The organism is Streptomyces sp. NPDC029169, assembly GCF_055563935.1.
The window spans coordinates 181269-194633 of sequence record NZ_JBVHXA010000016.1; the positions used below are offsets into that span (position 1 = coordinate 181269).

The 13365-nt window shown below is 68.2% G+C and carries 13 protein-coding genes; 1 reads left to right on the forward strand and 12 read right to left on the reverse strand.

Annotation, left to right across the window (positions count from 1 at the left end; translation table 11 throughout):
- Positions 1-66: 66 nt before the first annotated feature.
- The 6 genes from ACZ4VI_RS27000 to ACZ4VI_RS27025 form a co-directional block, all read right to left on the reverse strand.
- Positions 67-750 (reverse strand): uracil-DNA glycosylase, encoded by a 684-nt coding sequence (locus tag ACZ4VI_RS27000; protein WP_468003257.1) that lies wholly within the window; start codon positions 748-750, stop codon positions 67-69.
- An 81-nt stretch (positions 751-831) separates the two neighbouring features.
- Positions 832-2409 carry an ABC transporter substrate-binding protein gene (locus ACZ4VI_RS27005; RefSeq protein ID WP_468003259.1) on the reverse strand — a complete coding sequence of 526 codons (1578 nt, stop codon included), beginning with the start codon at positions 2407-2409 and terminating at the stop codon, positions 832-834.
- A 148-nt stretch (positions 2410-2557) separates the two neighbouring features.
- On the reverse strand, positions 2558-3325 hold the full coding sequence (locus ACZ4VI_RS27010) for an SDR family oxidoreductase (protein ID WP_468003261.1): 768 nt from the start codon (positions 3323-3325) through the stop codon (positions 2558-2560).
- 26 nt (positions 3326-3351) lie between these two features.
- Positions 3352-4113: a 3-oxoacyl-ACP reductase FabG gene (gene fabG, locus ACZ4VI_RS27015; protein WP_468003262.1), complete on the reverse strand. Its 762-nt coding sequence runs from the start codon at positions 4111-4113 to the stop codon at positions 3352-3354.
- Positions 4114-4282: 169 nt separating this feature from the next.
- Positions 4283-4666 carry a DUF3037 domain-containing protein gene (locus ACZ4VI_RS27020; protein ID WP_468003264.1) on the reverse strand — a complete coding sequence of 128 codons (384 nt, stop codon included), beginning with the start codon at positions 4664-4666 and terminating at the stop codon, positions 4283-4285.
- Complete coding sequence (locus tag ACZ4VI_RS27025; RefSeq protein WP_468003266.1) at positions 4663-5508, reverse strand: HipA family kinase; 846 nt, start codon at positions 5506-5508, stop codon at positions 4663-4665. The genes ACZ4VI_RS27020 and ACZ4VI_RS27025 overlap by 4 nt, the downstream gene beginning before the upstream one ends.
- 127 nt (positions 5509-5635) lie before the next feature.
- On the opposite strand from ACZ4VI_RS27025, the gene ACZ4VI_RS27030 reads away from it, so the two are divergent.
- Positions 5636-5908 carry an excalibur calcium-binding domain-containing protein gene (locus ACZ4VI_RS27030; RefSeq protein ID WP_468003268.1) on the forward strand — a complete coding sequence of 91 codons (273 nt, stop codon included), beginning with the start codon at positions 5636-5638 and terminating at the stop codon, positions 5906-5908.
- Positions 5909-5955: 47 nt separating this feature from the next.
- Here the strand turns inward: ACZ4VI_RS27030 and ACZ4VI_RS27035 are convergent, their stop codons facing one another.
- The 6 genes from ACZ4VI_RS27035 to ACZ4VI_RS27060 all read right to left on the reverse strand — a co-directional run bounded on the left by ACZ4VI_RS27035 (position 5956) and on the right by ACZ4VI_RS27060 (position 13313).
- Positions 5956-6768 (reverse strand): carbohydrate ABC transporter permease, encoded by an 813-nt coding sequence (locus ACZ4VI_RS27035; protein WP_468003270.1) that lies wholly within the window; start codon positions 6766-6768, stop codon positions 5956-5958.
- Between the two features lie 125 nt (positions 6769-6893).
- Complete coding sequence (locus ACZ4VI_RS27040) at positions 6894-7922, reverse strand: ABC transporter ATP-binding protein (RefSeq protein WP_468003272.1); 1029 nt, start codon at positions 7920-7922, stop codon at positions 6894-6896.
- The gene (locus ACZ4VI_RS27045; protein WP_468003274.1) at positions 7919-8701 is read right to left on the reverse strand and encodes a carbohydrate ABC transporter permease; all 783 of its coding nucleotides are present in this window, start codon (positions 8699-8701) and stop codon (positions 7919-7921) included. The genes ACZ4VI_RS27040 and ACZ4VI_RS27045 overlap by 4 nt, the downstream gene beginning before the upstream one ends.
- Positions 8702-8766: 65 nt before the next feature.
- Positions 8767-9210 carry a hypothetical protein gene (locus tag ACZ4VI_RS27050; RefSeq protein ID WP_468003276.1) on the reverse strand — a complete coding sequence of 148 codons (444 nt, stop codon included), beginning with the start codon at positions 9208-9210 and terminating at the stop codon, positions 8767-8769.
- The gene (locus tag ACZ4VI_RS27055; RefSeq protein ID WP_468003278.1) at positions 9207-10478 is read right to left on the reverse strand and encodes an ABC transporter substrate-binding protein; all 1272 of its coding nucleotides are present in this window, start codon (positions 10476-10478) and stop codon (positions 9207-9209) included. The genes ACZ4VI_RS27050 and ACZ4VI_RS27055 overlap by 4 nt, the downstream gene beginning before the upstream one ends.
- Before the next feature lie 291 nt (positions 10479-10769).
- Positions 10770-13313 (reverse strand): WD40/YVTN/BNR-like repeat-containing protein, encoded by a 2544-nt coding sequence (locus ACZ4VI_RS27060; protein ID WP_468003280.1) that lies wholly within the window; start codon positions 13311-13313, stop codon positions 10770-10772.
- Positions 13314-13365: the final 52 nt, after the last annotated feature.

Below are 13365 nucleotides of genomic sequence, written 5' to 3' on the forward strand. Positions count from 1 at the left end.
AACGCCCGCCCGGTCCGCGGTTCAGCCGAGGCCCGGGATGCGCCGAACGCCCGGCCGGTAACCGGCTCAGCCGAGGTTCGGGATGCGCCAGTCGATGGGCTCGTGGCCCTGCGCCGCGATCGCCGCGTTGATCTGCGTGAAGGGACGGGATCCGAAGAACTTCTTCGCCGACAGCGGCGAAGGGTGCGCCCCCTTCACCACGACATGCCGCTCCTCGTCGATCAGCGGGAGCTTCTTCTGCGCATAGTTCCCCCACAGCACGAAGACCGCCGGATCCGGCCGCGCCGCCACCGCGCTGATGACCGCGTCCGTGAACTTCTCCCAGCCCTGGCCCTTGTGCGAGTTCGCCTCGCCGGCCCGGACGGTGAGGACCGCGTTGAGCAGCAGCACGCCCTGCTCGGCCCACGGCATCAGATAGCCGTTGTCCGGCACGGGGTGGCCCAGCTCCTCGTGCATCTCCTTGTAGATGTTGCGGAGCGAGGGCGGGGTCTTGACGCCCGGCCGCACGGAGAAGCAGAGGCCGTGCCCCTGCCCCTCCCCGTGGTACGGATCCTGACCGAGGATCAGGACCTTCACCTTGTCGTACGGCGTCGCCGCCAGGGCGGCGAACACCTCCTCGCGCGGCGGGTAGACCGGCCCCTTGGCCCGTTCCTCCTCGACGAACTCGGTCAGCTGCTTGAAGTACGGCTTCTGCAGCTCGTCGCCGAGGACGCCGCGCCAGGACTCGGGCAGCATGTCGGTGTCGGTCACGTCAACAACCTCCGGTAGGTGATCTCTTCTACGCTCGGAGAACCTACCGGGGGCCACTGACAAGTGGGGTGCTCAGCCTGCCTACCAGCTGGCCCGGCGGTTGAGCTCCCACATCTGCATGACGGTCTGCGGGTCGAGCGCGCGCTCGGCCCCGCCGATGTCCTCGCTCGCCGCGATGTAGAGCTTGCCCTGCCACAGCGGGAGCAGCCGGACGTCCTCCACCATGATCTCCTGGGCCTTCCGGAACTCGGCCACGACCGCCCCGCGGTCGCTCTCGCGGCGCGACTTCGGGAGGATCTCGTCCGTGATCTCGGGGCTCAGGTACGGCGTGCCCAGCGCATTCTGCTTGCCGACGAACGGGGCGATGAAGTTGTCCGGGTCCGGGAAGTCGGGGAACCAGCCGCGGCCGAAGACCGGGTACTGCCCCTTCTGGTAGCCCGCGGCGAACTCCTTCCACGGCTTGCTCTGCAAGGTCACCTTGAAGAGCCCGGAGGCGTCCAGCTGCCGCTTGAGCTCGGCGAACTCGAGCGCGGTGCCGGAGCCGTACCGGTCCGTGGTGAACCAGAGGGTCAGCTCGACGGGCTTCTTGATTCCGGCCTCGCGCAGGATCTCCCGCGCCTTGGGGACGCTCGGCTCGCCGAAGCGGTCGAAGAACTCGGTGGTGTGGCCGACGATGCCCTTGGGGACCATGGAGTACAGCGGCTCGGCCGTGCCCTTGTACGCCTTGGCGACCAGCTCCTCACGGTCGACGAGCTGGGCGATGGCCTTGCGGACGGACTCCTTGGCGACCGAGGGGTCCTGGGCGTTGAAGACGAGGTAGCGGATGTCGGCGCCGGTCGACTCGACGAGCTGGATCTGCTCGTTCTCGTCGCTGGCCCCCTGGAGCTCGACCACTTCCTCGGCGGTGAGACCGCGGTAGGTGGCGTCGATCTCCTTCTTCTTCAGCGCGTTGACCATCGCCTCGGACTCCTTGAAGTACCGGATGGTCACGCCGTCGTTCTTGCGGTCCGCGAACCCCTTGTAGGTGGGGTTCTTCGTCAGCTCCGCCGACTCCTCGTCGACGTACTCGTCGAGGACGTAGGGGCCGGAGCCGGTGAGCTCGCCGTCGTCGCGCAGCTTGTCGGCGGGGTACTCGGCCGGGTCCACCAGGGACATGGCGGGCGTGGCGAGGACGTACGGGAAGGTCGCGTCGGGCTTGTTCAGCCGGAAGACGACCGTGCGCGCGTCGACGGCCTCGATCGAGTCGAGGGAGCCCAGCAGACCGTTGGGGCCGCCGTCGAAGTCGATGGTCCTGATGCGCTCGATGGAGTGCTTGACCGCCGCGGCGTCCAGCGCGTGCCCGTTCGAGAATTTCAGACCGTCGAGGAGCGTGCACTCGAAGACCCGGCTGGCGGTGTCGGTGAATTTGCAGTCGGCGGCGTCCGACTGCGGGGAGGTGCTGCCGGTCGGGAAACTCACCAGCGTCTGGAAGACATTTCGGAACAGCTCCCAGGAATTGTCCCAGGCGGCTGCCGGATCAAGCGTGGTCGGAGAACTCGTCGTGCCGACGACGATTCTCTGCTCCCCGGCGGAGGCATTGTCCGAAAACAGGCTACATCCGGACACCAGGGATATGGACGCAAGGGCTGCAGCGGCCTGCAGACTGGTCCGGTTGAACACGTGCACGCTCCTCGTTCAGCCATGGGTCGGCCGACCATACCGCAGCGCCCCGCCAGGTCAATGTTCGACCCTGACGGGGCACTTGAGGCATTCAACGACTAACCGGGGTCAAACCGGTCAGGAATTCAGGAAAGTGTCCGGATATCGGTCACTCGACTCCGGCGTTGAGGAAAATCCCCCCGTCGACCACCAGCGTCTGGCCGGTGATCCAGTCCGACTGGTCGGAGGTGAGGAAGGCGGCCGCGCCGCCGATGTCCTCCGGCACGCCGAGCCGGCCGAGCGGGTACGCCGCGGCTGCCTCGGCCTCCCTGCCCTCGTACAGGGCCTGGGCGAATTTGGTCTTCACCACGGCCGGGGCGATCGCGTTGACCCGGACGCCGGGCGCGAATTCGTGCGCCAGCTGGAGGGTGAGATTGATCATGGCGGCCTTGCTCATCCCGTACGCGCCGATGAACGGCGAGGGGGAGAGCCCGGCGACCGAGGCGATGTTCACGATCGCGCCGCCGTTGTCCTTCTGCCAGGCGCGCCAGGTCTGCTGGGCGAATCCCAGCGCCGAGATGACATTCGTCTCGTAGACCTTGCGGGCGACATTCAGGTCGAGCTCGGCCATCGGGCCGAATACCGGGTTCGTCCCGGCGTTGTTCACCAGGAAGTCGACCCGGCCGAACGCCTCCATCGTCGCGGCGACTGCGGCGGCCTGGTGGGCCTCGTCGTGGGCCTTGCCGGGCACGGCGATCACCCGGTCGGCGCCGAGGCTCTCGACGGCCTCCTTGAGGGCCTCCTCGCCGCGTCCCGTGATGCACACCCGGTCGCCGCGGGCGACGAGGGCCTCGGCGACGCCGTAACCGATGCCCCGGCTCGCGCCGGTGACGAGGGCGACCTTGCCGGACAGCTCCGGCAGTTCCTTCGTGCTCATGTACGTCTCCTCTTCCCGTTCGGGCGTCAGTTGAGCGGGCCGCCGGCCACGTACAGGACCTGGCCGGAGACGAAGCCGGCGTCGTCGCCCGTGAAGAAGGCGATGGCGTTGGCGATGTCCTCCGGCTTGCCGACCCGCTGCACGGGGATCATGGAGGCGGCCGCGGCCTGGAAGTCCTCGAAGCCCATGCCGACGCGCTCGGCGGTCTGCGCGGTCATCTCGGTGACGATGAAGCCGGGGGCGACGGCGTTGGCGGTGATGCCGAACTTGCCGAGCTCCTTGGCGAGGGTCTTGGTGAAGCCCTGCAGACCGGCCTTGACGGCCGAGTAGTTCGCCTGCCCCCGGTTGCCGAGCGCGGAGGACGAGGAGAGCGAGACGATACGGCCGAAGCCCGCGTCGACCATGTGCTTCTGGCAGGCCTTGGCCATCAGGAACGCGCCCTTGAGGTGCACGTTCATGACCGTGTCCCAGTCGGACTCGGTCATCTTGAAGAGCAGGTTGTCGCGGAGCACGCCCGCGTTGTTGACGAGGATCGTCGGGGCGCCGAGCTCGGTGGCCACGCGCGCGACGGCGGCCTCGACCTGGGCGCTGTCGGAGACGTCGCAGCCGACGGCGAGGGCGGTGCCACCGGCGGCGGTGATCTTCTCGACGGTGTCCTTGCAGGCCGCCTCGTCGAGGTCGAGTACGGCGACGGCGCGGCCCTCCGCGGCCAGCCGTACGGCGGTCGCGGCGCCAATGCCCCGTGCCGCGCCGGTGACGACGGCTACGCGCTGCTCGGTGGTCGACATGCTGGTTCTCCTCGCCCTTGGATCATCCCTGGATGCGGCCCCACACGGTGCGTCCCAACACATGAGCGACCGCTTAGTACCTTCCGCAGACGAGACGCTAGAAGCCCTGGCACCCGGTGTCAACGGCCCACCGGGTGCACCGGATCACTCCGCAGCCGCGCGCCGGGGCTCAGCGCACCAGCAGTTCGAGCAGCCTTTCGACCTCGCCCTCGGGATCGGCGGTCAGACCGGTGTGAACGGGGCCCGGCTGGACGACGGTGGAGCGGGGCGCGATCAGCCAGCGAAAGCGCCGGCCGGCGTCGTCGCGCGCCGCCTGCCCGGCGTCCTCGCCGCCCAGGCAGACCCCCTCGACGGCATGCAGCGCGGCACGTACGCCCACGACGTCCGCGTCGGGGTCGAGCGCCCTGAGCTTGGCCTCGTCCAGGTGCGTACGGGCGGCGACGTAGGACTTGGCGCGGCAGTAGACCACCACGCCCGCGTTGAAGCACTCACCGCGCTCGACGCGTGGCACGACGCGCAGCAGCGCGTACTCGAAGACATCGCGGTCGGTCACGTGGTGCGGTCCTTCTGGGTGGAGTGCGGCCGGGGAGCGAGGCGGTCGGCCAGCCAGCCGGGCGGCTGCGCGGGCCTGCGCTCGACGCGCGGACCGAGGGTGACGCGCTCGTGGATGGTCGCGGCGCGCGGCAGCAGCGCCTCCACATAGGCCTCGCGGAGTGCGTCGGTGCTGTCGAAGCCGGGTTCGTCGACGAGCCACTCGTCGGGCACGTCCGCGGCGACCTCGCTGAGGAGCTCCCTGGTGACCAGCGGCGCGAGCTCGGCAGCCGCGGCGGCGATGTCCGGCGCGAAGGGCGCGAGGGCGTGGTCGGAGGCGTCGTACGGCTTGGCGGCGGAGGCCTGGGCGCCGGGCCAGTTGTGGTGCCAGATCATGGTGGCGCCGTGGTCGATCAGCCACAGGTCGCCGTGCCAGACGAGCATGTTCGGGTTGCGCCAGGACCGGTCGACGTTGTTGATCACCGCGTCGAACCAGACGACCTTCCCCGCCTCCTTCGGGTCCACCTCGTACGCCAGCGGATCGAACCCGAGCGAGCCGGGCAGATAGTCCATCCCGAGGTTGAGTCCGCCGCTCGCCTTCAGCAGCTCCTGGACCTCCTGGTCGGGCTCGGAGAGCCCGATGACGGGATCGAGCTGAATGCCGACCAGCTCCGGCACCCGCAGCCCGAGCCGCCGCGCGAGCTGCCCGCAGACGACCTCGGCGACCAGCGTCTTCCGCCCCTGCCCGGCGCCGGTGAACTTCATGACGTACGTGCCGAGGTCGTCGGCCTCGACGATTCCCGGGAGCGAACCGCCCTCACGCAAGGGCGTGACGTAACGGGTCGCTGTGACTTCTGTCAGCATTTCCCCAGGTTATCGGGCCCAAAGTCCTGTCTTCACGAGCAACGATGCGGCCGAAGCCCACTGCTCCATCAGAACCCGGGATGAGCCGTGGGGAGAATCTGGGGAGTTTCCTGCAGGTCAGACATGCGTGTCTCGGCCCCATGAGCAGGCCGCGGGTCGCCCGGAGCGTCGAAGGAGCGTCACGACCGGCGGTTCTTCGACCGGCGGAAGCGGCGGCACGGCCTGCGCGTGCTACCGGAACTGCGACACGGCCCCCGCCGCAGGTTCCGCACCCATCCACCGTGGACAGCCCGGCTATCGGCCCGGTCTCGACTACGACGGCGTGGCGTGGCGTGGCGTGCGACAGCTGACACCCCACGCAGGACGGAGGCCGTCTGTCCCGCGCGGGGGCGCACTGTGAGCACACAGCACGGGTCAGACCCGCCAGCGACGTCACCACGTCCATCCTCACTGTCGGAGCAGCTCGAGAAGGCGCGTACGGTGAAGAACGATCAGCTGAGCGGCCGCGACGGCGGCAGCGGTGATCAGCAGCGTGATCGAGAGGGTGCTGGCATACCCGAGCTCGCCGTACAGGAATGCGCGGCGGTAGACGTAGAGCGGTGCCACCAGTGTCGCGGAGTGCGGTTCGCCGGCTGTGATCAGCAGGGCCGGGATGAATGTGGTGTGCAGGAGGAGGACGACGTCCCGCAGCGCGAGCAATGTGAGGATCGGTGCCATCAGCGGCAGCGTGATGCGTCTGAAGGTGAAGATGCGTCCCGCGCCTTCCACGGCGGCGGCTTCGTGCAGGGAGCCTGGCAGGAGGCGGCGGGCTGCGAGGGCGACGAGGAAACCCTCGCCCATCTGGAGGGAGGCGACGAGCGCGAGTCCGCCTCGTGCGGCAGCGGGGTCGGTGAACCAGCCGGGTGAGGGGAGGCCGAATGCTTCGAGGGCGAGAGGTAGCGGCCCGTAAAGAGGGTTGAGCAGCCAGAGCCACAGGAGAGCCCATGCGGCGTCAGGAATGATGGACGGCAGGAATACTGCGGTGCGGGCGGCGCTGTTCATGCTGCTGCGGCGGTGGAGCAGGAGCGCGCAGCCGATGGCGAGTGCGGTTCGCAGGGGTATGGCTATGGCTGCGATCTTGGCCGAGTTGGCGAGAGAGTGCCAGAAGGTTCCGTCGGTGGCGAGTCGGTGCCAGTTGTCGAGGCCGGTGAATGAGGGGGCGCCGAAGCCGTAGTAGTCGGTGAAGGCGAGCCATGCCGAGCCGATGAGTGGGATGCCCACCAGAAGGGCTGTTGCGGCGAGCCATGGTAGGGCCAGTGCTGTCGGCCGATGTCTGAGTGAGGGTGTGCGCGCGCTGTCCCATCTGCGGTGAGGGGTGGACCGAGCGGGTTGGCAGTGTTGTTCGTTCATGCGGTGCGCGGTCCTTCGGCCGAAGCGAAATGGTGTTCGTCGGCGTTGCTCCAGGTGATACCGGTCTCGCTTCCGGGCCGGGGCACACCGGCCGAGGACGGCACCCTGACCAGAATGCGCGTGGTGTCAGGGCACACGACGTGAAGGACCGTCTCTTCGCCGCCTGGCTCCACGGTGGCGACGCGTCCCGTCAGATGCCCGTGTCCGGCATGTGCCAGGTGTGTGCGCTCAGGTCGGATGCCGGTCACCGGACCGTTCTCGCGGCCCAGCGCTTCGGGTGGCAGCAGGTTCATCGGCAGAGTTCCGATGAAGCGTGCGATGAATGCCGTGCTTGGGCGCGCGTAGAGCTCGTCAGGTGTGCCCACCTGCTCGATGCGGCCTGCTCGGACGACGGCGATACGGTCGCCCAGAGCAAGTGCCTCGGTCTGGTCGTGGGTGACGTAAAGCATCGACACGCCCAGGCGGCGCTGGAGTTCGCGGATTTCGGCGCGCGTGCGCAGTCGCAGGTCGGGGTCGAGGTTGGCGAGAGGTTCGTCGAGGAGGAAGGCCTTGGGTCGGCGGATCATGGCCCGGGCGAGTGCTACGCGTTGGCGTTCTCCGCCTGACAGTTCGCGGGGATACCGGGCCAGAGCTGCGGTGAGGCCGAGCATGGCTGCGGCCTGGTCGACGTCGGTGGTGATCCGGGTCTTGGGCACGCCTCGGGCGCGCTGGCCGAAGGCGATGTTCTCGGCGACGGTGAGGTGAGGGAAGAGTGCATAGTCCTGGAAGACCAGTGAAATGTCTCGATCGCCCGGTGCGGCCGTCGTGACGTCGCGTCCGCCGATCTCGATTCGGCCAGCGTCGAGTGCCTCGAGGCCGGCGGTTGCTCTGAGCAGAGTGCTCTTTCCGGAACCTGACGGTCCTACGACCACCATGAGCTCGCCCCTGGCCACGTGCAGATCGACCTCGGTCAGGGCGGTGATGGGCTGCTTACGGCGTGAACGGTAGGACTTGTGTGCACCGTGGATTGCGATGCCCATGGTCATGTCTCCAAGTCGCGGGGGGCGAGCGCTCGTTGTGCGGCGAGGAAGGCGAGCGCGGCGGGGGCGGTGGCCATGACGGCTGCTGCCATGTAGAGCGGATGCCGTGTCTGCTCGAGTGCGGAGAGGGCGCGCAGGCCGAGTGCGAGCGGCCAGTCGTCCTCCGTGGTGAGCAGGATGAGCGGGTCGATGAAGTTCCCCCAGTGGGCGGCGAAGGCGAGCGCGGCCACGGCGAACATGGTCGGCCGGGCGAGCGGGAATACGACCGACCTCCAGATACGAAACATCGATGCCTGTTCGATCGCCGCGGCCTCGTACAGGGACCGTGGGATGCGGTGGTAGGCGAGTGCGAAGAGCAGCACGTAGAACGGTGTGGTTCCCATGACCGCGGGCAGCGCGACGACGAGAGTGTGGCCCGTCAGCCCCAGCTGCTCCAGCATCACCTTGCGCGGCACCCACATGGCGGACGCGGGCATGCTGAGCACCACCAGCGCGATGCCGATCAGCAGGCGTCGTACGGCGGGCCGCGCCATGGCGATCGCGAACCCGGCCCAGGAGGCGACAAGTACGGTGACCGGTACCGCGGTTGACACGATGAGGACCGAGTTCAGCAGCTGTTGGCCGAACGGGATCAGCCTGGCAACGGTCTCGTAGTTACCCGACCAGAGCACGTCCGGCAGGAGTTCGAGCCCGCCAGGAGGCGGCAGTCCCGGCTTGCGCAGTGAGCCGACGGCCATGATGGCCAGCGGGAAGAAGAACACGACCGCGACTGTGCAGGCTGCCAAGGCCCGTCCTGCCGTGCTGCCGCGAAGTCGAGCCGGTCGTCGTATATGTGCCTCCTGATGCACTGTCATTTCGGCGGGTCCGGTAGTTCCACATTCGCGATGACCTGGCCGCACGACCCCGCGCCCATGCTGACGAACCCTTGGCCGTGGGGTGTTTTGATGAAGATCTCCGCGTCGATACCGTCATCCTGCGCGCTGAGGACGGTGAAGCCGGCCTGGTCCGCCAGCTTGTGCATGTGTCTGACGGCCTCCGGGATCGATTCCCGGGTGGAGATCACCACATAGGTGAAGTCGTGCTGCTTGCGGACGGCGGTGACCACGCCGAGCTCGCCGGCCCTGAACCCGGACGGTATGTCCGAGATCTCGGCTGCCGGGCTGGGGCTCGGGCAGGTGGCAGCGACTTCTGCCGCGTCGGGCCCGGATTCGGTGCTTGCCGTGGGAGGGGTGCAGGCCGTCAGCAGGGATACGCCGACCCCTGCGGTGATCAGCCCTGACAGAAGCCTCCTCATCGGGTGCCGTCACTGGAGGTGAACAACGGCCGGGTGCGCTCGTCGATCCGCTTGATCACGTCATCCAGGGGTGCACCGTCGTGGAAGGCGCGGGCCAGTTCCTCGCCGGCTACGTCCTCGATCTCCGGCCAGGTTGCCAGGACCGGGAGGCTCTTGAGATTCGGAAGGGCGTCGAGGAACGCCTGGGAGTTGGCCGGCTTCCTGACAGGGTCGAGGAACGCCGACGAGTTGGCGACCGCGTGCAGGGAGGGAACCACACGTCCGCTCAGCGAGGTGATCCGCTGGCCGTCCTTCCCTGTGGCGAAGGCGATGAAGCGGGCGGCTTCGTCGTGGTGCTTCGACTTGCGGGCGATGCAGTAGGCGTCCGAGTGCAGGACGCCGGCCGGCTTGCGGGTCACCGGCAGGGCCGCAACGTCCCAGTCGAGACCCTGTACTTCACGCAGGGCCGGGGTGTCCTTACGGGAACCGAGGAGCATCGCGAGCTTGCCGGAGGCGAATCGGGCCTGCAGGTCCTGACCCGCGAGCTCGGTCCTGTCCGGTCCTGCTCCATCGTCCCGCACGAGCTGAACCAGCGACTCCAGGGTCTGCCGAGCAGCGGGCGTGTCGAGCGTGAGTCGCGTCGGGTGCTGGGGGTTGTCGACGATGTCACCGCCGTTGCTCCAGACGAACGGAGCAAGGCGAACGATGGAGGGATCCATTCCCAGACCATGGACGCCGTCGCCGGTGAGGCGGATGGCCGCTTCCTTGAACTGCTTGAACGTCCACCCCGGCGCCGGGGCTTGCACACCCGCCTTGGCGAACAGCGTGCGGTTGTAGTAGACGACCAGCGAGGAGACGTTCTGGGGTATGCACTGCACCTGCCCGTCGTACGTGAACGCGCTGATCGGCTGCTGGTAGTAGTCCGCCGTGTCCACGCCGACGCCGGCCAGGCGAGGGCCGATCGGTTCGATGGCGCCGCGGGCGGCGAACTGGGCGTACTCCCGGTAGTTGATCAGGAAGACATCCGGCGGATTGCCGCCGGCGAACGCCGTCGACAGGCGGGTGAGGTGATCGGAGCTCTTCGCGACGGGCACGAGCTGCACCTTCGTCCCGGAATGGCTCTGCTCGTAGGCTTTCGCTATCGCGCTATATCCGGCAGTCTCCCCCGGCTCGCCCGAGACCTGGACACGGATGGTCGTGTCGCCGCTGGTGGCGGGCATGGCAGTGGTTCCGCAGCCGACCAGGAGGGCAGCGACGCCTACAGCGAGGGCCGTTCGATGCTTGATCATCTTTCTCACTTTTCTCTGTACGCAGCTGCACATCAGCGAGTTCAGTAAGCCCGCAGCATGGAGTCGACGCAGGGCCGTTCTGCTGCGGTTGGGTGGCCGGCGTTCCGGCGGCGGCGATAGTGGCGGTGCCGAGGCGGAGGCGTTGATTCCATCCGGTTGAGTATTGTTCCCGCACCGCTACCGGACGATGGGGCAGACGACCCAACTTTGCCGCCGCGCACGCCCGCCCAGCGGTCGTCGCCGGCCGCGAGGGGCCGCGGGTGCGGCCCCTCGTGCGGTATTTCGTCAGTGTCATTCAGAGTCGAGATTGAGCCTCCAGGCTCCGAGCCCGTGGGTCGCGGCGTAGAGGATCTGCTTGCCCGGCACGACGGTCAGGCCCGCCACCTCGGCGTGGGGCATCCCCGGGGCACCCTCGGTCCACGTCGTGGTCCCGGTCGCGAGTCGCAGCACGCCGAAGTCGGTTGCCGCGTAAAGGTCACCGGTAGCGTCGTCGCGCACCAGGTCGTTGACCGGCAGGTCACCGAAGTCGTACGAGCGGTCGGTCCAGTCGGCCGTGCCGGTCGCCGGGTCGAACCGGACCTCGAACACGTGCCCCGGGGCGGTCGGCGTGGCCGAGTTGAAGCCGCTGTAGGAGATCCAGGCGTGGTTTTCGTCAGCGGGGTCGACGTAGATGCTGCTGATGAACCGGTTCGGAGTCACCGCGTCGTCGTCGATCCGGGTCCAGGAGACCGAGGTCGCCGGCTCCGCGTCGATGTTGTGGGAGATGAAAATCCGGCCGGTGGTCGTCGCCGCCCAGGCGGTGGCGGTGTCGGCGGTGGTGCGCTCGACGGCCACCACCCCGCTCCCGGCCCGGTCTCCCCAGGCAGTGGCGTTGAGCGGGCTGGACCCGAGCTCGACCCAGTCGCCGCACGTCACGCGGCGGTCGCGGGTCCTGGAGTTGCAGAGCCGATTGGCCTCCTCGAGCGTCCGGTCACCGAGCCCGAACGTCTTGGTCCGGTAGACCGACCGTCCCGCGCCGGCGAACATCGTGCCACTGACCTTCGGGTCGCTGATGACCGGCGGGTAGAACTCGGTAAAGGCCTTCCCGTTGATGGGGTCGCCGGTCCAGATCCAGTCGGCGTTGTTCCCGTTGTTGAAGTTCACCTCCACAGACGTGCCGGCGAAGGTGTGGAAGCGGAATTCCGGCCGGCCGACGTCGAAGCCCGACTGGCCGCCGTCGCCGATCGCGGTGTTCCGCCACAGGTTCGGGCTGCCGTCGGTCTGCCAGGTGCCGTTGTCCTGCGTCCCGCCCTGTAGCAGGTTGCTGTTGTGCGGGCTCACCGACAGGCTGACGAACTGCAATGTGGCCAGCCCCTTGTTGAGGCTGCTCAGCTCAGCCGGGATGCGGGAGAGCATCTGCCTGCAGCGGAGCAGCCCATTCGCGTTCAGCTTCCGGCCAGGGTTGTCGCACCACGCCGAGCGGTCGACGAACGTGCCGCTGGACCGCATCATGCCGCCGTCACTGGCCTCAAAGAACTGGAACGGGTTGTTGGGGTTCGTCACCAGGGCATGCTGGTCCGGGTGCAGGCCGTTCGGGTGCAGTTCGTCGGTGCCGTCGAACGTCATGTCGGTGCCGGTCGCCCCGGCGTCGGTGGAGAGCACCACCGCCCGCTTGTTGGCGACGGTGTCACCGTAGAGGTAGGAACCGCCGACGTAGACCACGTCCGGGTGCCCCTCCGGGGTGTGGACGAAGACGTCGTACCAGCACAGCTGGCTGCAGAGGCCGAGCCAGACGTTCTTGGGGTTGGTGGAGTCGGAGCTGGTCAGATCGGTGAAGGTCGGGGTGTCGGTGGCCACGTCATCGCTGCGGAACAGCCGGGAGGCCGGCTTGCTCATGTTGCCCTCGTAGACGTACATCCGGGTCTTGCCGTTCGGCAGCCGGGTCACGTCGAAGGCGGGCCGGGTATAGGCGATCGTCGCGTTGAGCGACGGCTTGATCTGCGTCCAGGTGGTGCCGCCGTCCGGCGACCGCCAGATGCCCCGCGCCCACGAGGACGCGTACACGATCTCCGGGTTGCCGGGGTCCAGTTCGACGCCCTGGACGCCCTGCGGCGAGCAGGCGGTCTGGTTGCTGTACTCGGCTTGGCTGCCGGTGCAGGCCGCGGCGTCGGCCGACCCGTTGTGGACGAAGGTCCAGGTGGCTCCACCATCGGTGGACTTGTAGAGGCCCCACTTGTCCGCGTCGGGCACCGGACGGCTGGCCCCGGAGCAGCAGGTGCTCGACATACCGCGCATCGCGGTGGTGGTGCCGACGTAAATCGTCTGGGGATCACCCGGCTTGACCGCGATCTGACCGATGCCCTTGCCACCGAGTTCCGCCTGGCCCAGTGGCCCGGTCCAGGTTTCGCCACCGTCGGTGGACTTGTAGATGCCGACGCCGGCCACGCAACCGGAGGAGCAGCCGTTGGCCTCGCCAGTGCCGACGTAGACCGTGTTGCCGGTGGCGTCGTTGCGGTCGATCATCACCGTACCGGCGGCGTTGATGCCCAGCGGTCCGCCGAGGTACCGCCAGCGCACCTCGTCGGCGAGCGCGTTGTCGGTCCGCCAGACGCCACCACCGGCGGCCGTGATCCACATCTTGCAGTGACCCGGTACGCAGGTGGGGCTGATCGCCACATCGGTGGTACGGCCACTCGCGACGTACTCGTTGGGCAGATAGCTGGACGAGTCGCGGGTCGGGGCGTACGGGTAGACCGCCTCCTTGGGCCCGACCGTGACCCAGGTGCCCTTCTGTCCCTTGCCCGTCGGGAACGGGCGGCCCTTGGCGAAGCGGTAGGAGGCGCGCGCGCCGTTCATCTGCGCCATGGTGATGGTGTCACCGGGGTAGGCGCGCTGCTGGAATTTGACT